General features: G+C 68.2%; 16 protein-coding genes and 2 pseudogenes. 8 read left to right on the top strand and 10 right to left on the bottom strand.

Annotated elements, in window-relative coordinates:
- Window positions 1–83: 83 nt before the first annotated feature.
- From IE157_RS08555 to IE157_RS08540, 4 genes and pseudogenes are all read left to right on the top strand, one after another.
- Window positions 84–947 (top strand): SDR family oxidoreductase, encoded by an 864-nt coding sequence (locus tag IE157_RS08555; RefSeq protein WP_098053334.1) that lies wholly within the window; start codon window positions 84–86, stop codon window positions 945–947.
- 394 nt (window positions 948–1,341) lie between these two features.
- Window positions 1,342–2,119 (top strand): annotated as a pseudogene (locus IE157_RS08550) (DDE-type integrase/transposase/recombinase).
- Window positions 2,120–2,270: 151 nt separating this feature from the next.
- On the top strand, window positions 2,271–2,714 hold the full coding sequence (locus tag IE157_RS08545; protein ID WP_064846901.1) for a nuclear transport factor 2 family protein: 444 nt from the start codon (window positions 2,271–2,273) through the stop codon (window positions 2,712–2,714).
- Window positions 2,715–2,741: 27 nt separating this feature from the next.
- A pseudogene (locus tag IE157_RS08540) lies at window positions 2,742–3,130 on the top strand (integrase core domain-containing protein); the annotation flags it as partial.
- Here the strand turns inward: IE157_RS08540 and IE157_RS08535 are convergent.
- The 8 genes from IE157_RS08535 to IE157_RS08500 all read right to left on the bottom strand — a co-directional run bounded on the left by IE157_RS08535 (window position 3,124) and on the right by IE157_RS08500 (window position 12,347).
- Window positions 3,124–3,594, bottom strand: a complete 471-nt coding sequence (locus IE157_RS08535; protein ID WP_082943398.1) for a DUF779 domain-containing protein — start codon at window positions 3,592–3,594, stop codon at window positions 3,124–3,126. The pseudogene IE157_RS08540 and the gene IE157_RS08535 overlap by 7 nt on opposite strands.
- Window positions 3,595–3,621: 27 nt before the next feature.
- Window positions 3,622–5,145 (bottom strand): acetaldehyde dehydrogenase ExaC, encoded by a 1,524-nt coding sequence (gene exaC, locus IE157_RS08530; protein ID WP_193519724.1) that lies wholly within the window; start codon window positions 5,143–5,145, stop codon window positions 3,622–3,624.
- 172 nt (window positions 5,146–5,317) lie between these two features.
- Entirely contained in the window at window positions 5,318–6,748 is a 1,431-nt protein-coding gene (locus tag IE157_RS08525) for a dicarboxylate/amino acid:cation symporter (RefSeq protein WP_064846903.1), read from the bottom strand.
- Window positions 6,749–6,860: 112 nt separating this feature from the next.
- Entirely contained in the window at window positions 6,861–8,588 is a 1,728-nt protein-coding gene (locus tag IE157_RS08520; RefSeq protein WP_404820629.1) for a DUF885 domain-containing protein, read from the bottom strand.
- Between the two features lie 197 nt (window positions 8,589–8,785).
- Window positions 8,786–9,931 carry a MauE/DoxX family redox-associated membrane protein gene (locus IE157_RS08515; RefSeq protein ID WP_193519722.1) on the bottom strand — a complete coding sequence of 382 codons (1,146 nt, stop codon included), beginning with the start codon at window positions 9,929–9,931 and terminating at the stop codon, window positions 8,786–8,788.
- 72 nt (window positions 9,932–10,003) lie between these two features.
- Window positions 10,004–10,327, bottom strand: coding sequence for an acyl-CoA carboxylase subunit epsilon (locus IE157_RS12900; RefSeq protein ID WP_222119012.1), 324 nt, complete (start codon window positions 10,325–10,327; stop codon window positions 10,004–10,006).
- Window positions 10,324–11,904, bottom strand: a complete 1,581-nt coding sequence (locus IE157_RS08505) for an acyl-CoA carboxylase subunit beta (protein ID WP_064846904.1) — start codon at window positions 11,902–11,904, stop codon at window positions 10,324–10,326. Before IE157_RS08505 ends, IE157_RS12900 begins: the two co-directional genes overlap by 4 nt.
- A gap of 152 nt (window positions 11,905–12,056) precedes the next feature.
- Window positions 12,057–12,347 (bottom strand): YciI family protein, encoded by a 291-nt coding sequence (locus tag IE157_RS08500; protein ID WP_064846905.1) that lies wholly within the window; start codon window positions 12,345–12,347, stop codon window positions 12,057–12,059.
- A gap of 126 nt (window positions 12,348–12,473) precedes the next feature.
- Here IE157_RS08500 and IE157_RS08495 point away from each other — a divergent pair, with 126 nt between their 5' ends.
- The 4 genes from IE157_RS08495 to IE157_RS08480 are packed head-to-tail and all read left to right on the top strand — an operon-like array spanning window position 12,474 to window position 16,075.
- On the top strand, window positions 12,474–13,400 hold the full coding sequence (locus tag IE157_RS08495; RefSeq protein WP_193519721.1) for a biotin--[acetyl-CoA-carboxylase] ligase: 927 nt from the start codon (window positions 12,474–12,476) through the stop codon (window positions 13,398–13,400).
- Window positions 13,397–14,008, top strand: coding sequence for a hypothetical protein (locus IE157_RS08490; RefSeq protein WP_193519720.1), 612 nt, complete (start codon window positions 13,397–13,399; stop codon window positions 14,006–14,008). The genes IE157_RS08495 and IE157_RS08490 overlap by 4 nt, the downstream gene beginning before the upstream one ends.
- Window positions 14,001–15,161, top strand: coding sequence for an adenylate/guanylate cyclase domain-containing protein (locus tag IE157_RS08485; protein WP_064846908.1), 1,161 nt, complete (start codon window positions 14,001–14,003; stop codon window positions 15,159–15,161). Before IE157_RS08490 ends, IE157_RS08485 begins: the two co-directional genes overlap by 8 nt.
- A complete protein-coding gene (locus IE157_RS08480; protein WP_064846909.1) occupies window positions 15,158–16,075 on the top strand; it encodes a PP2C family protein-serine/threonine phosphatase in 918 nt (305 codons plus the stop codon). Before IE157_RS08485 ends, IE157_RS08480 begins: the two co-directional genes overlap by 4 nt.
- A gap of 135 nt (window positions 16,076–16,210) precedes the next feature.
- On the opposite strand, the gene IE157_RS08475 is transcribed toward IE157_RS08480, so the two are convergent.
- Together IE157_RS08475 and IE157_RS08470 are read right to left on the bottom strand one after the other, a co-directional pair.
- Window positions 16,211–18,325: an acyl-CoA dehydrogenase family protein gene (locus IE157_RS08475; RefSeq protein WP_064846910.1), complete on the bottom strand. Its 2,115-nt coding sequence runs from the start codon at window positions 18,323–18,325 to the stop codon at window positions 16,211–16,213.
- Window positions 18,325–19,026 carry a TetR/AcrR family transcriptional regulator gene (locus IE157_RS08470; RefSeq protein WP_318281402.1) on the bottom strand — a complete coding sequence of 234 codons (702 nt, stop codon included), beginning with the start codon at window positions 19,024–19,026 and terminating at the stop codon, window positions 18,325–18,327. The genes IE157_RS08475 and IE157_RS08470 overlap by 1 nt, the downstream gene beginning before the upstream one ends.
- Window positions 19,027–19,054 lie beyond the last annotated feature (28 nt).

Genomic DNA, 19,054 nt, shown 5'->3' with positions numbered 1-19,054 from the left:
TCGGGTTCTTCTCCCGGCTTTTCGGAAGTAATCGAAAGGTGGGGCGGTTATACCTTCCGTCGAGGACCCCATGGAAGGACACCATGAGCATCGTTATCACCGGAGCTACCGGCCAGCTTGGCCGCCAGGTCGTGGAAACACTGCTGGAGCGCAACGTTCCGCCGCAGGAGATTGTGGCCGCAGGGCGTGCAGTTGACAAGATCGCGGATCTGGCACAGCGCGGTGTCCACGTGAGGAAGCTGGACTACACCGACGCGGCCTCCGTAGGAAAGGCCTTGAAGGGGGCCAGCAAAGTCCTCCTGATCTCAGGTTCCGAGGTGGGCCAGCGGGTGGAGCAGCACCGTACCGTGATCGAGGCCGCTCAGCGCGAGGGTATCCAGCTGGTCGCCTACACGAGCATCGCCAACGCAGACGGCAGTGAGATGAAGCTGGCTGTCGAGCACCAAGCCACCGAGACCCTCCTGGAGCAGTCCGGCGTTCCTTTCGTCCTGTTGCGCAACAGCTGGTATCTGGAGAACTACACCGACCAATTGCCGGGCGTGCTCGCTCAGGGTGCCCTCGTCGGCAGTGCCGGCAATGGTCGGGTGAGCGCCGCCTCCCGCGCAGACTATGCCCAGGCGGCCGCCGCGGTGCTGCTGGCCGACGACCAGGCCGGCAGGATCTATGAGCTCGGCGGTGACAAGCCGTTCACCATGGCCGAGCTTGCGGCAGAGATCAGCGCCGCGGCCGGCCAGCACATCTCCTACCAGGACCTGCCGCCGCGCGAATACGCCGCAATGCTCGTCAGGGTCGGAGTGCCCGAGGGGGGCGCGGAAATCCTCGCAGATTCTGATCTGGGAATAGCCCGCGGAGATCTCCTAGTGAACTCTGGAGACCTGAGCAGGCTTATCGGACGCCCGGCCACGTCCATGGCTGAGGCTGTTCGTTCGGCTGTCGCCGCAATCTAACCTCTCGGTAGAACCTGCCTGAGTGGGTAGTTCTGTTTGTCCACCCTTCCAACCGGACAACCAGAACTACCCGCCGACCCCGCCCCTGCCGGCAAACCCCACACTGACGTCCGATGGTGACGTCTGCCGAGGGGTGTCCAGATTCTTCTATGTCGGTCAAGAGCCATTCACCCTCGGGGTCGTAGCGTTGAGGGTTCGATAGACGTGACAGGCTAGGTAGTGCTTGATGCAGCGGCGGATCTCTCGATCGTTCCTTCCTTCCGCTCGGCGGTTGGTGACGTATAGCCACGTCTGGGCGTCGTAGGTCACCTTGGTGGTCGAGACCGGGCGTGGGGAACGAGTAGGTGACGACTGATCGTTAGCGTTGAGAGGCGCTGGCGGGGAGGATGTCATCATGCCCGGTCCTCATCCCAGAGAGTTCCGGGAGGACGTTATCGCGGTCGCTCGCCGTCGTCAGAGCGGAGTCACCATCACATAGATTGCTACCGACTTCGGTATCAGCGAAGCGACCCTGCAGAACTGGCTCCGTCAGGTCGACTGTGATGAAGGAAATCGGCCTGGTCAGACTGCGTCGGACGCGGCGGATGCTCGGGAGCTGAAGAAGTGGATCCGCCTCCTGGGGCAGGACAACGAGGTGCTCAGCAGGGCTGCGGCGTATTTGTCGCAAGCGAATCTGCGCCTCGGCGGCTGCCCACACTGACATACCCGCTCGTTGCCGAGCTCGCCAGCGCGGGAAGGGGAAGACAACGGGCCCCTCGGTGTTCGAGGACCACCTCCAGCGGGTCTTCCGCGCCGACGAGCCGAACCGGCTCTGGCTGAGGGATATCACGGGGCATTGGACGAAGGAAGGCACGCTCTACTGGTGCGCGATCAAAGACGTGTTCTCCAACCGCGTCGTCGGATACTCGATCTCGGAGCGGATGACCGCGAAACTCGCCGTCGACGCGATCCGCAACGCACTCGCCCGCCGAGGCGACGTCGCCGGGTGCATCCTGCACGCCGACACAGGGAGCCAGTTCCGTGGTCGCGCGATGGCCCGGCAGCTGCGCCTGACCATCGTGGTCTGGATCGAGCGGAAGTATCACCGTCAACGAGCCCAGGACAGACTCGGCGGGTTGACGCCCATCGAGTTCGAAGCCAAACTAACCAAGCCGCTCACACTCGCGGCCTAAACCGAAACCGTCACCGGCTCGTTCCCCACTCCCAACGACACGCTCTCTTACACCTGGTACAAGAAAGGCATCGAGTACCACCCGGCGCCACCCACGTGGCCAACGCCCGCAAACCACTGACACATCCGCTCCCAGGTCAAGGAGCCATCACGTGACCCAAACCCGCAACCCCATCCCACCGTTCACCGCCGAAACCGCCGCCCGCAAGGTACAGGCCGCCGAAGACGCCTGGAATACCCGCGACCCCGAGACGGTCGCCCAGGCCTACAGCGTCGATACCGTGTGGCGAAACCGTGACCAGACGATCACCGGCCGGGACCAGGTGATAGCCTTCCTCACCGCCAAGTGGGATCGGGAACTCGACTATCAACTCCGCAAGAACCTGTGGGCGTTCACCGACGATCAGATCGCCGTGCGATTCCAGTACGAGTGGCACGACCATGACGGCCGGTGGTGGCGCTCCTACGGCAATGAGCTGTGGCGTTTCGACGCACAGGGCTACATGACCCATCGCGAGGCCAGCATCAACGACCGTCCCATCGGTCAGGATGAGCGACGCGTCACCCCAGGTCACGGCGAACTTCCCACTTGGTGAGCCTGTCACCCAGCGATTGAATGCCCCGCCGAGATCCACGACGACGACATTGCCCTCACCGCCACTGCCGTCCTCGTCCGGGCCGTCGAGTGGTTCAACCAGCGTGGTGTCACCGTCGAGAGGTGCTGTCCGACAACGGCGGCGCCTACCGCTCACACTTGTGGCGACACACCTGCATCGGCCTCGGCATCCGGCACAAGCGCACGAGGCCGTATCGGCCACAGACCAACGGGAAGATCGAGCGGTTCCACCTCACCCTGGCCGACGGCTGGGGCTACGCCCGCTGCTATACGAGCGAGGCCGAGCGCCGCGGGAAACTCGAGGGCTGGCTGCACTACGACAACCACCACCGCCCCCACGCAGCCTGCGGGAACCAGCCACCCTTCTCACGATTGACCAACGTCTCCGATCAGTACACCTCGATCCCACACAGTTCGCTGCGAGTGAGGAAGCGCCGGCCCGTGGGGGCCTCGAGGGAGAAGCCCCCACCGCGGCCGGGAACGGCGTCGATTACTAACCGCGTGTGCCGCCAGTACTCGAACTGCTCGGCGGAGATCCAGAACTCCAGGCCCCCGAGATCCTCGCCGGTCGGGGACGGCAACCGGGCTGTCCCCAGCAGGACATCGGCCCCGCCCGTGCGGAACTCACCGGCGGGGAAGCACATGGGCGAGGAACCGTCACAGCATCCCCCGGACTGGTGGAACATGAGGGGTCCATGTTGCTCCCACAGTTCCTGCAACAGGGCCACCGCGGGCCCGGTGAAACCGACCCGTGAGGTGGTCTCACCGGGTACCGCCGCGATGGTCTCGAGCACCACGGGGTGTTCGGGATCCGCGGTGCCCGTCGGGGGCGGTTCTGCCGGTGATGAAGGGGTGCTCATGACGGTTCCTCGCCTTCCGGTCAGGGTCTAGAAGAAGCCCTGCGCGTTCTCGGTGTAGCTCACGAGCATGTTCTTGGTCTGCTGGTAGTGGTCGAGCATCATGAGGTGGTTCTCCCTGCCGATGCCCGAGGACTTGTAGCCGCCGAACGTGGAGTGCGCGGGGTAGCTGTGGTACTGGTTCACCCACACGCGGCCGGACTGGATGGCCCTGCCGGCGCGGTAGGCGGTGTTACCGCTACGAGCCCACACACCGGCGCCCAGACCGTAGAGGGTGTCGTTGGCGATCGAGATAGCGTCGTCGTACGAGCCGAACTTCGCCACCGAGAGCACCGGACCGAAGATCTCCTCCTGGAAGATGCGCATGTCGTTGGTGCCCTCGAACACGGTGGGCTGCACGTAGTAGCCGCCAGCGAGGTCGCCCTCGAGCTCCGCACGCTCGCCGCCGATGAGAACCTTCGCTCCCTCCTTCTTGCCGATGTCCAGGTAGGACAGGATCTTCTCGAGCTGGTCCGTGGAGGCCTGCGCGCCGATCATGGTGTCGGTGTCGAGCGGGTTGCCGGCGGTGATGCGAGAGACGCGCTCGACCCCGTCCGCGAGGAACTGGTCGTACATCGATTCCTGGATCAGCGCGCGCGACGGGCACGTGCAGATCTCACCCTGGTTCAGAGCGAAGAACGCGAAGCCTTCCAGGGCCTTGTCGTAGAAGCCGTCCTTCTGCTGGGCGACGTCCTCGAAGAAGATGTTGGGCGACTTGCCCCCGAGTTCCAGGGTCACCGGGATGATGTTCTCGGACGCGTACTGCATGATGAGTCGGCCCGTGGTGGTCTCACCGGTGAACGCGATCTTGCGAATGCGCTTGTTGGACGCGAGCGGCTTGCCGCACTCCACGCCGAAGCCGTTGACGATGTTGACCACGCCGTCCGGGATCAGGTCTTGGATCAGCTCCATGAGCACCAGGATGGACGCCGGGGTCTGCTCGGCGGGCTTGAGCACCACGCAGTTGCCAGCGGCGAGCGCCGGGGCGAGCTTCCACACGGCCATGAGGATGGGGAAGTTCCAGGGGATGATCTGGCCGACGACGCCGAGGGGCTCGTGGAAGTGGTACGCCACGGTGTCCTCGTCCAGCTGGGACAGCCGCCCTTCCTGCGCGCGGATCGCACCGGCGAAGTAGCGGAAGTGGTCGATGGCCAGGGGGATGTCCGCGTTGAGCGTCTCGCGCACGGGCTTGCCGTTGTCCCAGGTTTCTGCGACCGCGATCACCTCGAGGTTCTCCTCCATGCGGTCCGCGATCCCGTTGAGCATGAGCGCTCGCTGCGCGGGCGTAGAGGCGTTCCACGACGGCGCTGCGGCCCACGCGGCGTCGAGTGCGGCCTCGATGTCTTCGGCCGTTCCCCGGCCGACCTCGGTGAACGCCTTGCCCGTGACGGGGGTGACGTCCTCGAAGTACTGCCCCTTGACCGGGGGCACCCACGCGCCGCCGATGAAGTGTTCGTAACGGGATTTGAAGCTGACGACGGATCCGTCCGTGCCGGGCTGGGTGTACACGCTCATGGCGACCATCCTGTTGTCCGAAAGTGAGGTGCACCACACTATAGCCAGGCCCCCGACATCATGACAGGCACCCGCATGCCCCCCCATGCGTACACAATGTGCACACGCAACGGGGCGGCCCGGGAGAACCCGGACTGCCCCGTTCACAGAAAGTGCCGGTGGTCGGTGGCGCCTACTCGGTGCGTTGCCCGTCCGACGGCGCGGCGGGAGCGTACGCGTGCGAACCCTGCTCACCGGAGTGGGCGGGCTGCTCCATGAGGGCGGCGTCGTCCTTGAACGGCTCACCCGAACGCGGGGCGTCGTAGAGCCGGGTGTCCAGGATGCCTTCGCGCTTGGAGACGATCGTGGCCACGAGGGCCTGACCGGTGACGTTCAGGGCGGTGCGGCCCATGTCCAGGATCGGGTCCACGGCGAGCAGCAGGCCCACGCCGTCGAGCGGCAAGCCCAGCGTGGACAGCGTCAGGGTCAGCATGACCGTGGCACCGGTGGTGCCGGCGGTCGCGGCGGAACCCAGGACGGAGACCAGCGCGATCAACACGAAGTGCATGGGGGTCAGGGGCACGCCGTAGAACTGCGCGACGAAGATCGCGGCGATCGCCGGGTAGACCGCGGCGCAACCGTCCATCTTGGTGGTCGCACCCAGCGGGATCGCGAAGGACGCGTAGTGCCCTGGGACACCCAGGTTGCGCTCGCTCACGCGCTGCGTCATGGGCATGGTGCCCAGGGACGAACGGGAGACGAAGCCCAGCTGCATGGCGGGCCACACGCCCGAGAAGAACTGCTTGACGGACAGCCCGTTGAGCTTGATCAACAGGGGGTAGACCACGAAGGCCACGAGCAGCAGGCCCACGTAAACCGTGATCACGAACTTCACGAGCGAACCCATGGAGGTCCAGCCGTACTCGAACACGGCGCGGCCGATGAGCCCCAGGGTGCCCAGGGGAGCCAGGCGAATGATCCACCACACGACCTTCTGCATGATGGCCAGCGCGGACTGCATGAAGGTCAGGAACGGCTCGGCGGCCTTGCCGACCTTCAGCGCCGCGATGCCGATCACGAGCGAGACCACCAGGATCTGCAGGATGTTGAAGTTCACGGCGGTGGTCACGGTCTCCGGATCCACGACCTTGGAGCTGGTCTCCAGACCCAGGAAGTTCACGGGGATCAGGCCCTTGAGGAACCCGAGCCACGAGCCCTCGCTGCCGGAATACGTGCCGGGCTGTTCCTGGCCGGTACCCACACCGGGCTGCGCGATGACACCGAGCAGCATGCCGATCACCACCGCGATCAACGCGGTGATGGCGAACCACAACAGGGTCTTCCATGCGAGGCGCGCGGCGTTGGAGACGTCACGCAGGTTGGCGATGGAGGAGATCACGGCCGTGACCACGAGCGGGACCACGGCGGCCTTGAGGATGGTGACGTAGCTCGTGCCGATCGTGTCCAACGTGGTCATGAGCCAGTTGGGGTTCTCCTCGGGGTCGCCACCCATGGCAGCGGCCAGCGATCCGAGGAGAAGACCCAAAATCAGAGCGATCAGGATCTGCCACCCGAACGACGTCATCCACCGCGGGAGACGGCGAGTACTTTCTGCGGAATTCATGCGCCCAGGATAGGCCCGGGTATCTTAAACGGCACGGGTCACATGACGAAATATGACAGCGCGACACGGGAATAAAATCCCGCAGCCTGAAGAATCCCTGAGAATCCGCCGCCTAGAGGGCCAAGGCGTACGAGAGTGTGTCCAATCCCACGGAGCCCAGGCGCAGTGCGCGGGCATGAAACTGCCTGAGGTCGAAGTCCGCTCCCTCGCGCGCCATGGCCTGCTGCCGGGCGTCGAGCCACATCTGCTGGCCGATTCGGTAGGACGGCGCCTGACCCGGCCATCCCATGTAGCGCAACCATTCGAAGCGCAGCACGGAATCGGCCATCGCTACGTTGTGGCGCAGGAACGCCCAACCGTCGTCGGAGGTCCAGGTCTCACCCGCGCGCGCGCCGCCCAGCAGGTCCCCGAGCACCTCCGGGATCTCGAAGCCGCAGTGGAATCCCACGTCGAAGATCACGCGCACCGTCCGCAGGCGCTGCGAGTCGAGCATGCCCATCCGATCCCCGGGGTCGTCCAAGAAGCCCAGCTCGGCCATGAGTCGCTCGGCGTACAACGCCCAGCCCTCGCCGTGACCGGAGACCCAGATGCCCATCCGGCGCCACCTGTTGAGCTCACCCGCGTTCGCCAGGGCTGTGGCGATCTGCAGGTGATGACCGGGGACACCCTCGTGGTAGACCGTGGTGGTCTCCTCCCACGTGGCGTGCTGGGAGACGTTCTCGGGGACGGACCACCACATGCGCCCGGGCCGGGTGAAATCACCGCTCGGGGGCGTGTAGTAGATGACGCCGTCGTGCGTGGGGGCGATCCGGCACTCGAGTTCGCGCATGGGCTCGGTGATCTCGAAGTGGGTGTCCGCGAGGGTGTCCAGTGCGGCGTCCGATAGCCGCTGCATCCAGGCCTGCAGCTCCTCGGGGGAGTGCAGTTGCCGTGCGGGGTCCGCGGTGAGGGCGGCCATGGCCTCGGGGATGCTCGCTCCCGGCTGGATCTGCTCCGCGATCCGGCGCTGTTCGGCATCCAGCTCGAGCAGTTGCTGCACCGCCCAGTCGTAGACCTCGCGCGGGTCCAGCCGGGCGCCCAGGAACGAGGCGAGGTGCAACCGGTAGTCGTCAATCCCGCACGCGTCCGATTCCCGCGCACCGGGGGCGAACTCCTCGCGCAGTGCCCGGGCGACGCCGCGGTACGCCTCGCGCGCAGCGTCCGCGGCGCGGCGCAGCTCCTCGCGCACGCCCTCCGGCGCGGCGGGGTCGTTCGTGAGCACCGCGAAGGAGCCCTCGTCCGACGCGTACTGCTCCGCCTGCTGGGAGGCCTCCACGATCTGCGGGGCGGACGGCGGGCGGTCCAGTTCCACGGCCTCGCGCAGGCCCTCGAGGTACTGCTCCAGGGCCGCGGGGATGTTGGCCATCCGGCCCGCGATGTGCTTCCACTCCTGCTCCGTGTCCCGCGGCATGGCGTCCAGGATCTGCCGGATCTCCTGCACCGGGGACGCGATGTTGCTGACCACGGACACGTCCAGGTTCGCCTCGTGGCGGTCCAGCTGCAGGCGCAGCTCGTCGCGCAGCGCGTGCAGCGTCACGCGGTCCACGTCGTCCTGGGGCTCCGCCCGCTCGACGAGCGCGAGCGTGGTGCGGGCCAGTTCCGCGGCGGCCGCGCGGCCCGCGGGCCCGTAGTCCGGGTAGTCGGTCTCGTGGCCGGGAATGCCATTGAACGTGGCGGCGCTGGGATCCAGGGCCATGCAATGGTCGAAGTAGGTTTCTGCGAGGGTGTCCACGGCGGTCGCGGAGCGGTGCGTGGTGCCCAGGGGTGCCAGGGGTTCGCGGCTCTGCGGGGTGGAGTTGATGTGCGTCACAGAGTGTCACCCTAGTCACGCTCCGGCCGGCGGCAAGGACCCTGGCGAGTCCGACACGCCCGGGCGGTGCGCGCTCGCACGTCGGCGCTGCCGCAATTCGGCGCGGCGACGGCGCGGTTCCCTCGGCACCGGGGAGCGCGCCGGTGTACTCACCGGTGTGGCCGCCGCGAAGCACCGGGGCCGCGAGTTCAGCCCGCGAATCGTTCCTCGAGTTCCGCGAGCAGCTCGAGCACTGAGTCCGTACCCGCGACCGGGCCGCCGGCGAGCAGCCCATCGGCACCGAGCACCACGACCCACGGGGTACCGGGATGCTCGAACATGGCGCTCACCTCGTGCTCGCGGTCCACCAAACACGCTGCACGCAGGCTCGGAGGGAGCAGATCCCGGTCCTCCTCGCGGGCCACCACGGCGTGCACCGCGACCGGCCCCAGGTGGTCGGGCATCCCCGCCGCACGGTCGATCGCGGGGGTGCATGCCCCGCACGAAGGACTCACGTGGACCAGGGCGCGCGCCGCGGTGGCGGCCAGGCCACGCAGGGTCACCGGGTTACCGGCGGCGTCCGTGAGCCCCGCGTAGGGAATGGGCAAACGCAAGTAGACGTCGTGTTCTTCGGGGGCTTTGGAAATGCCGGCCGGTCGAGGGGCTGCGGAGTCTCCCGCGGGTCGAGGCGCGACGGCGCCGGGGACCGCACCCGCCGGTGGGCCCGCCTGCGCGGGGACCGGAGTACCCGCCGTGAGCGCGTAGGCGGGCACAGCGGCGTCGTCGTGCGAGGAACCCGGCAGCGGCGGGATCCCGGCGAGCGCGTGCGGGTCACCGGCGCGGGACGGACCCGGGCGTTCGCTCCACAGGCTCACGAGCATGAGTCCCACGGGGATCGCGACCGCCATGACGACCCACCACGGGACGTCCAGGACCGGCCCGTCGTAACCGCCCACGGTGACGAGCAGCAGGGCCAGGACGGCCACGATCGTGAAGGCGAGGTTGCGCACCACGGTCCGCCTGGACACCGGGGCACGGAACAGAGAGCCGAAGCACCCGCACGAGGCGGGATCCGACTGCCGGGTGCCGCGGAACACCGCGGCCGTGAACACCGAAAACAGCACCGTGGCGGCGGAGGCCGCGGCCCACAGCACCACCCCGGAGGCCAGCAGGAGCGCGATTGCAAGGACCAGTTCGAGCCACGGCAGGACACCCTGTAGCCAACGCGCCGTGAGGGGCGTGGGCAGGGACGTCAGCAGGGACGGGCCGGTGGAGGGGGAGACGAGCTTGGCCACCCCGCTGATCAGCAGCACGAGGGCGAGTGAACCCAGGGAGGACGAGGAGATGACAGCCACGGAAACATTATCCATTTCGATGCATCCTCCTCATATGCGCTGACAAGCCGACAAGGGGGCGGCGGACTGGGCTCAGCGATCGGGCAGGGTGCGCCGCCACGCACCGCGCCCCGGTCGCAACCGCAGGCCCAGGCGCAGTCGCCGGGTCTGAGACCGCGGAGGCTTGGGTGCGCGGGAGGGCTGGGCGTCCTGCGCCGCGGCCTGCGCGGAGAACACCACGGTGAGCGCGGCCAGCTCCTCCGGGGTCGGGTTGCCGTGGGTGACCGTGAACAGGGGGTCCTGGCGACTCGTGGTCTCGGGCAGCGAAGCGACCGCCGCGGTCCCCGGATCATGGGCGGGACGGGACACGTCACCGGCCGCCCGCGAGGCCGGTGAGTTGTTCTCGGCCGTGCTCACAGCGGAATGTTCCCATGCTTCTTGGCGGGGGTGGACGCGCGCTTGTCCGCGAGCCCGCGCAGGGCCCGGATAATCTGCTCGCGGGTCTCGGACGGGCAGATCACCGCGTCCACATACCCAAGTTCGGCGGCCTGGTAGGGGTTGAGCAGGTCCTCCTCGAACTTCTGAGCGAGTTCGGCGCGCAGCTGCTGGTCCTCACCGGTTTCCTGGGCGGCCTTGAGGTCCCGGCGGTAGAGGATCTCCACCGCACCCTGGGAGCCCATGACACCGATCTGGGCGGTGGGCCACGCGAGGTTGATGTCCGCGCCCAGCTTCTTGGACCCCATCACGATGTACGCGCCGCCGTAGGCCTTGCGGGTGATGAGCGTGACCAGGGGGACCGTGGCCTCCGCGTACGCGTAGAGCAGCTTGGCCCCGCGGCGGATGATCCCGTTGAACTCCTGGTCCGTGCCGGGCAGGAACCCGGGGACGTCCACGAACGTGAGGATCGGGATGTTAAACGCGTCGCAATGACGCACGAACCGCGCGGCCTTCTCGGAGGCCGCGATGTCCAGGGTCCCGGCGAATTGCATGGGCTGGTTTGCCACGATCCCCACGGTGTGACCCTCAACGCGGGCGTAGCCCACCATCACGTTGGGGGCGTAGAGTTCCTGGATCTGCATGAAGTGCCCGTCGTCCACGACCGTCTCGATCACGGTGCGCATGTCGTACGGCTGGTTCGCGGAGTCCGGGATCAAGGTGTCCAGGGCGAGGTCCTCGTCCGTGACCTCTTCGACCTGGTCGTGGTCGAGCACCGGGCTGTCCTGCAGGTTATTGCCGGGCAGGTACTCGAGCAGCTCGTGGACGAAGTCGAAGGCGTCCTGCTCGTCCGAGGCCAGGTAGGCGGCGGTGCCCGTGCGCTCGTTGTGGGAGCGGGCCCCGCCCAGGGTCTCCATGTCCACGGTCTCACCCGTGACGGTCTTGATGACGTCTGGGCCCGTGATGAACATGTGGGAGGTCTTGTCCACCATGACCACGAAGTCGGTCAGTGCGGGGGAGTAGGCGGCGCCACCGGCGCACGGGCCCATGATGAGCGAGATCTGCGGGACCACCCCGGAGGAGCGCACGTTCATGCGGAAGATGTCCGCGAACATCGCCAGGGAGGCCACGCCCTCCTGGATGCGGGCGCCGCCGCCGTCGTTGATCCCGATCACGGGGCAGCCGTTGCGCAGCGCGAACTTCTGGACCTTGACGATCTTCTCGCCGTTGACCTGGGACAGGGAACCCCCGAACACGCCGAAGTCCTGGGAGTAGACGGCCACGAGGCGCCCGTCCACGGTGCCGAAACCGCTCACCACGCCGTCACCCAGCGGCTTCTTCTTCTCCATGCCGAACATGGTGCTGTGGTGCACGGCCAGGGCGTCGAACTCCACGAACGAGTCGGGGTCCAGCAACATCTCAATGCGTTCCCGGGCGGTGTTCTTCCCGCGCGCGTGCTGCTTGTCCACGGCCGCCTGTCCGGACGGTACCGCGGCCTCCTCGCGGCGCTGCCGGAAGTCGGCGATCTTGCCTGCTGTGGTGGACAGGTCGTGGCTCATAACACCTCGCGTCATCGTGATCGGTACTGGTTGGGCGTACCGCGAGCCCTGGGAACGCCCCCCAGTGTAATTGCAGGGCCCACACGCGCCTTTGTAGAAGTCCCACAACGCAGGCCGGTGCTCTTTCGACGGGCGCGAGCGTCCCGGGTCCCTCAGGCGGAGGTGTCGGACCCCACCGAGCCGATCGTCACGGTCCATTCCCGGATCGTGTGCTCCGTGACCACACCGTGGACCACCAGGGGGTCCTCGGCGATGATCCGTTCGATCTCCTCGGCGCTGTCCGCACGCAGGACGATCAATGCGGCGTCACCTTCCAAGGGCCCCGAGACGATCACGACGCCGCGCTCGTGCAGTTCGCGCAGGAACGCGCGGTGGGCGGGGCGGTGCTCGGTCAGGATGTCCTGCGGGCCGCCGTAGACGTAGTTCAAGGCGTAGACGCTCATACCGGGTCCTCTCGTGGTGGCGCTGGCTGGTCCCAGCATATGCCCGGCTCACGACGCTAGACATAAACTTGCCGTACCGCCCCGTCGTCGACATGCGTCGTCGGCACAGTCATGTGAGGAGTACCCATGGAAGCCACCGAGGACCGGCCCGCCGCGGATTACCGCGCCGCGGAGCTGGACGGGGCGCTGCGCGGCCACGGGTGCCGCCTCACGATCCTGGACAGCGTCCCGTCCACCAACGAGTGGCTCGTCGAACAGCTCTCGCGGGACGCGGCGCACGATGCCGCCGGGGCACCGCTGCGAGCGGTCGTCGCGGGATTCCAGAGCCGCGGCAAGGGGCGCCTGGACCGCAGCTGGTTCACCCCCGCGGGCACCGCCGTGACGTTCTCGGTGGCCCTCACGCCGCGGGACCGCTCGGGCCGCGCGTGGCCGCAGGACCTCCTGCCGTGGCTCACGCTAATGCTCGCGCACAGTGTCACGGCCACCGTGCGCGAGCTGACCGGCGTCCCCGCGGCGGTGAAGTGGCCCAACGACGTCCTGATCCGCGAACGCAAGGTCTGCGGCATCCTCGCGTCCCTCGTACCCTCGCCCCCCGGTGCCGCACACCAAGGACCCACTGTGGTGCTCGGCGCGGGCATCAACGTCCAGCAGGGCCACCTCCCGGTCCCCGACGCCACGTCCCTGCGCCTCGAGACCGGGAACGACGCCGCTGTCCCCACCCGCAGCGCGGTGCTCACCGGGGTGCTCGCCCACTTCTCCCGCGCCCTCGACCGCGCGAGCGTGGACCCCGCCGCGCAACTCGGGCCGGGTGGGGAACAGCGACGGGAGCTTGAATCCGCTCTCGACACCCTGGGACGCCGCGTGCTCGTGCACCTGCCCGGGCGCAACGCACCATTGCCCGCCACCGCCGTGGGGCTAGGAGCGTCCGGTCAGCTGCGCGTGCGCGACGACGACGGCCGCGAGCACGAGTACGGCGCGGGCGACGTCGTCCACGTGCGACCCGGCCCCCGCACCCCGGAGGACGCCGGACACGAGAACGAGAGGCCCCGATGACACGCTCGCGCCGCGCCCTGGACCTGGCACCGGGTGAGAACACGGTCGTGGCCACCCGCGCCCACCCCTTGAAACTCGTGGCCCCGGCGCTCGCCGCGTGGGCGATCGTGTTCGGTTATTCGGCCCTGCGCCGCGTCCTGGACCTCACGTGGCGGCCCACAGCCACCCCATGGACCACGCTGCACGCGTTCGTGGGGTGGCTGCTGCTCATCGCGGCATTGCTGCTCGCGTGGCGGTTCGTGCTCTCGCCCGCGTGGCGCTGGCTGCGCACGCGCTTCGTGCTGACCACCGCGCGGCTTGCCCTCGTGGGGCCCCCGGCACGGAACGGCGCGGTGTTCCTGCCCCTGAACGAACTGCGCTCGGTGCGCGTCACGCGCGGGGCCACCCGGCCCGGCGAGGCCCGCGAGGGCCTGGACCGCGGCACCGTGCTCGCGGATTTCGGGGGCCTGGGCGGGCTCAAACTCGCCAGCTGCCCGCAACCGGCCCGCTTCGCCGCGTTGGTCCGCGAGTCCGCGGCGGACGCGGGCAACTACAGTGGTGGAGGCAACACGGCCGGGCCGGGGTATCCCGGAACCCATATCGCCCAGCAAGGAGGACCGCGTGGCTGACGACCCCTCGGAGCACACGGACGGATACGTCACCGGGCCGCAGACCGAACAGCTCAACCTGAACGTGCACAATCCCGTGCAGTCCAACCTGTACGGGTCGGAGGAGTCCAAGGCGGCGGCGCGCCACCTCGACTCCCTGTTGTTGGGTTCGCAGCGTCACCTGCGGCGCCGGGAGGCCGCGCGCGAAGCGGGGCTGTCCACGGCGTCCGCCCGGAAGATCTGGCGTGCCCTGGGCTTCCCGAACCTCAGCGACGACGACGTCTACTTCACGGGCGAGGACGTCCGGGCCCTGCGGGTGGTCTCCAACCTCGTGCAGGAGGAGAAGCTCAGCGAGGAGGCCGCGCTGTCCCTGGCCCGCTCCGTGGCGCAACTGACCGACCGCATGGTCGTGTGGCAGATCGAGGCGCTCGTCGAGGACATGGTGGCCCACCGGGACATGACGGACGCCCAGGCACGGCGCGAACTGCTGCGCATGCTCCCGGAGGTTCTCGAACCGCTCGAGAATCTGCTCGACTACGCGTGGCGCCGTCAGCTCTCCGCAGCCGTGCAACGACTGGCCATGCGCGGTGAACGCGCGGACGGGTCCACGGTGAGCCTCGGGATGGCGGACCCGGACGTGGGCTCCTCGTCCCTGCCGCTCGCGCGCGGCGTGGGGTTCGCGGACCTCGTCTCCTATACGTCCCTGTCCCGGCAGATGAACGAGCGCACCCTGGCCAACCTCGTGCAGCGCTTCGAGAAGCGGTGCGCGGAGGTGATCTCGATCGGCGGTGGCCGCGTGATCAAGACCATCGGCGACGAAGTGATGTTCCTGTCCGAGACCCCCGAGGGCGGGGCGCAGATCTCGCTCGCCCTCGCCCGCGTGATCAAGAACGACCCCCTGTTGCCGCAGGCCCGCGTCGCGTTCGTGTGGGGGCGCGTGCTACCGCGACTCGGTGATCTCTACGGGCCCACCGTGAACCTCGCGTCCCGGCTCGTGGCCCTCACGGAACCCGGGGGTGTCATGGTGGACGCCTCCACCGCCCGTGTGCTCGGCGGCGACGACCGGTTCGTGCTGACCCCGCAACCCACCCGCAACGTGCGCGGCTTCGGGGACGTGCGCCCCGTGTCGATCACCCAGGGCCACGGGCCCTTTCTGGAAGACGAGGTCGAATGACCGTTCCCCTGACCATCCGATCGGGCGGTGTCACCGATCGGGGACTGCGTCGTGAGACGAACGAGGACGCACTGATCGTCACGGACACCATGTGTGCCGTCGCGGACGGGATGGGCGGTCACGAGGCCGGTGAGGTGGCCAGCGCGCTGTGCGTGTCCACGCTGGGTGGCTCGGACCTGTTCTCGCTCGACGACTTCCGCGACTACGTGATCGTGGAGCCGGCACCCGGATCGGACGTCGCCCGGTTCCGCGCGACGATCGACCGCCAGCTCAAGCTCGACCCGGACGTGCCCAACGAGGCGCTGGAGGCCGTGCACCGGGTGCGCTCGGTGCTGTGGGAATCGGACCAGGCCATCCAGGCCCAGTGCGGCACGCGCGCCGGGACCACGGTCACGGGTGCGTGGCTCGTGGAGATCGCCGGTAGCTGGCTGTGGCTCGTCTTCAACGTGGGGGATTCGCGCACCTACCAGCTCGTGGGCCCGCCCGTGGGGGAGCCGCCCACGACCGAGACCGGACCCGTGGGAGTGACCCAGCTGACCGTGGACCACTCCGAGGTGCAGTACCTCGTCTCGATCGGCCAGCTCACCCCGGCCCAGGCGCTCGTGCACCCGCGGCGCAACGTCATCACGCGCGCCCTTGGCACGGGCCAGATCTGGGAACCGGACGTGATCGTGGTGCCCGCGGTGCCGGGGCAGCGGTTGCTCATGTGCTCCGACGGTCTCACGGGGGAACTCTCGCCCGCGCACATCGCCCGCGTCCTGCACTCGGTCCCGCACCCCAAGGAGGCCGCAGACGTCCTGGTCCAGGCCGCGCTGCGCACTGGTGGCCGAGACAATGTCACGCTCGTGGTCGCGGACGTGCTGCGCGCGGACGACCCCCGCGCCAACACCACGTCCATCCCCAGGATCCGCTGAGTTCACGTCCCGGGCACCGCTCGGCCGGTGCCTGGGCACGCTTGCGTGCGCGCCTCAACCCGAGCGTTTCGTTCGCGATGAAACGGTCGGGGCGCGGCTCACGCGGACGCGGAACCCCCGCGCGAGCCGGCCGGGTCAGGCGTGGTGGCCGCGCGTCTGGGCGCCCGGGTCCTTGGCGGGCTTGGGCTCCTTGACGGGGGCCTTGCCGCTCGCGCGCAACCGGCGGTAGTAGTCCGCGGCCTCCTCCTGGCGCTCGGCCTCCACCGTGCCACCGATCTCAGCGCGCAGCAGCTCGGGCGAGAGCCCGAACGCGTCCACCAGCTCCAGGGAGTAGGGGCGCAGGCGCTCAATGAGGCGGTTGATGTAGGACTCCAGAGCGCGGCCGCGGCGCATCGAGAGCCGACCGTAGGAGAGGTACCACGCGAGGTCCTGCTCGATCAGGTGCAGGCCGAAGAGGTCCCGCAGCCACGTGAGCACGCGCTTGGTGTCCGGGTCCTCGATCTTCTCGAGACCAGCGGTGAACGCCTCCCACTGCAGCAGCTGGGCGTGGGAGCGGGCAGCCTCGAGCAGCCGGTTCTGGTTGTCGTTGAACGCCTTTGCCTGCTCGGTGCGGGACTTGCGGGACACGGCCCGCAGCTCGTCCGCGATGTCGCCGATCATGGTCTGCACCCGGTCGGTGAGCAGCGCGCGCTGGGCCGCGGGATCGCGCAGGGCGTTGACGGACTTGCGGGAGTCCCCGGTGTCCGAGAACGCCTGGGTCAGCTTGCGCAACCCGGAGCGGTTGAAGCCGGCCTCGGTGGCGCGGTCCGCCACGTAGCGGGCCATCACGCCCACGTCCGCGTTCTTGAACTCCGCCGAGTAATCGTTGAGCAGGCGCTTGGCCACGAGCTGCAGCAACACGGTGTTGTCGCCCTCGAACGTGACGTAGACGTCCAGGTCCGCGCGCAGTTCCACGAACCGGTTCTTGGCCAAGAAGCCCGCGCCACCGCACGCCTCGCGGCACTCCTGCAGCGTGTCCAGGGCGCTCCACGTGGACATCGGCTTGAACGCCGCGGCCAGGGTCTCGAGCTCCTGGCGGTTGCCGTCGGACTCATCCTCGCCGGAGAACACCTCGTGGAACTTGTCGAGCAGCTGTTGGTGCGCGAAGGTCATCGCGTAGGTCTCGGCGATCCGCGGGATCAGCCGGCGCTGGTGGCGCTGGTAATCCAGCAGCGTCTGCTCCTGGATGTCCGAGTCCGTGGTGAACTGCCGACGCTGCTCGGCGTAGCGCACCGCGATGCTCAGCGCGGCCTGGTTCGCGATCGTCGCGGCGCCGTCGAGGGACACGCGGCCCTGCACCAGCGTGCCGATCATGGTGAAGAAGCGCCGGCCCGGGGACGGGATGGGGGAGGAGTAGACGCCGTTCTCGTCCACGTCCCCGTACTTGTTGAGCAGGTTGGTGCGGGGCACGCGCACGTGGTCGAAGTGCAGTCGGCCGTTGTCGATGCCGTTGAGCCCACCCTTGCGGCCGTCGTCCTCGCCGCCCACGCCCGGCAGGAACTCGCCGTTCTCGTCCCGCAGGGGCACGTAGAGGCAGTGCACACCGTGGTTGGTACCGTTGACGATGAGCTGCGCGAACACGGTGGCCGCGCGGCCGTGCACCGCGGCGTTGCCGAGGTAGTCCTTCCACGCGGCCTTGAACGGCGTGTGGATCTCGAACTCGTCCGTCTCCGGGATGTACGTGGCGGTGGTGCCGATCGAGGCAACGTCAGAACCGTGGCCGATCTCCGTCATGGCGAACGCACCGGGCATGCTGAGGTCCAGGATGGAGGGCAGCCACTTCTTGTGGTGCTCCTCGGTGCCCAGGTTCAGCACGGCGGAGCCGAACAGGCCCCACTGCACACCGGACTTGATCTGCAGGGACGGGTCCGCGAGCACGAGCTCCTCGAACGCGGAGAGGTTGGCGCCGGGGCTCATGGCCCCGCCCACGCTCTCGGGCATGCCCAGATACTGGGGCCCGGCATCCGCGAGCAGCTTGAGCTGCTCGAACGTGACGTTGCGCTGGTCCGCGAAGGACTGGTCGTACTGGGACTGGAAGCGGGGATCCTTCGCTCGCTCGCGTGCCGCCTTGCGTGCTTCGGGCCAGCGGCCCAGCAGGATGGCGCCGAGCTCGGCGGTGTCGATCCCGGACGGGGTGGTGGCACCGTCCTCGGGCAGGTCTTCGATGCGGTCGGTATTGGGAACTGTTCCGCTGACCGAGGTAATGGACATCATGACTCCTGACGGTTCTCTGGGACGGGTGGTTTACCCGTCGTCCTGATGGGGGAAGTTGGTGGTGCGGATTCACTGCCGGTCACGGGGCGCAGGCCCTCCACGGCCCACGTGGTGATGATCCGACTCATGGTGTGGCGATCCGGTTTCGCGGTATCGCCGCCGAGTTCGAGCCAGGCCTCACCCGCACCGCGGACCATGCCCACGGTGGAAGCGGCCCAGCACTTCAGGACCCCCTCGGGCGTGGCCCGGCTGCCGTGGTGGCGCATGTGCTGCTCCATGAGCAGGTCCCTTACGGAATCCACGAAGCGTTCGATCGTGGAACCCCGTTCCTTGGGTGCGGTCACCACGAAGCGGTAGACCTCACCGGAGGCCGCCACGGACTTGAGGTACTCGGAGACGAGGGCGTGGATCATAGCGGCGAACGTGTCCGCTTCGCTGGCCGCGGCCACCATGCGTCGACGCATCCGGGTCACGAAGTACTCACCCACCGCGGCCTGCACGCCGGCCTTGTCCTTGAAGTAGCGGTAGAAGACGGACTTGGAGGTCCCGCACGCCGTGGCGATCTCCTCCATGGACAGCGCAGCACCGTTCTCGGCCACGGCGTCGCGCGCGGCCGTGATCAGTTCGATCCGCCGCACGGCGCGGTGCCGCTGCCAACGCGAGCTCCTGCCGTCCACGGGGTGGGTGACCTGTTTCACGATACCGAGAGTATCAGCTATTCTGGAT

Source organism: Kocuria marina, from assembly GCA_014652975.1.
GTDB classification, from domain to species: domain Bacteria; phylum Actinomycetota; class Actinomycetes; order Actinomycetales; family Micrococcaceae; genus Kocuria; species Kocuria marina.
This window is presented reverse-complemented; position numbering and strand designations above follow the sequence as displayed.

Bases quoted from the DNA above. Each gene is read 5' to 3' on its own strand.
- IE157_RS08555 (WP_098053334.1), top strand. From the start codon at position 84: ATGAGCATCGTTATCACCGGAGCTACCGGCCAGCTTGGCCGCCAGGTC.
- IE157_RS08535 (WP_082943398.1), bottom strand. From the start codon at position 3,594: ATGAGCACCCCTTCATCACCGGCAGAACCGCCCCCGACGGGCACCGCG.
- exaC (WP_193519724.1), bottom strand. From the start codon at position 5,145: ATGAGCGTGTACACCCAGCCCGGCACGGACGGATCCGTCGTCAGCTTC.
- IE157_RS08525 (WP_064846903.1), bottom strand. From the start codon at position 6,748: ATGAATTCCGCAGAAAGTACTCGCCGTCTCCCGCGGTGGATGACGTCG.
- IE157_RS08505 (WP_064846904.1), bottom strand. From the start codon at position 11,904: ATGAGCCACGACCTGTCCACCACAGCAGGCAAGATCGCCGACTTCCGG.
- IE157_RS08500 (WP_064846905.1), bottom strand. From the start codon at position 12,347: ATGAGCGTCTACGCCTTGAACTACGTCTACGGCGGCCCGCAGGACATC.
- IE157_RS08495 (WP_193519721.1), top strand. From the start codon at position 12,474: ATGGAAGCCACCGAGGACCGGCCCGCCGCGGATTACCGCGCCGCGGAG.
- IE157_RS08490 (WP_193519720.1), top strand. From the start codon at position 13,397: ATGACACGCTCGCGCCGCGCCCTGGACCTGGCACCGGGTGAGAACACG.
- IE157_RS08480 (WP_064846909.1), top strand. From the start codon at position 15,158: ATGACCGTTCCCCTGACCATCCGATCGGGCGGTGTCACCGATCGGGGA.
- IE157_RS08475 (WP_064846910.1), bottom strand. From the start codon at position 18,325: ATGTCCATTACCTCGGTCAGCGGAACAGTTCCCAATACCGACCGCATC.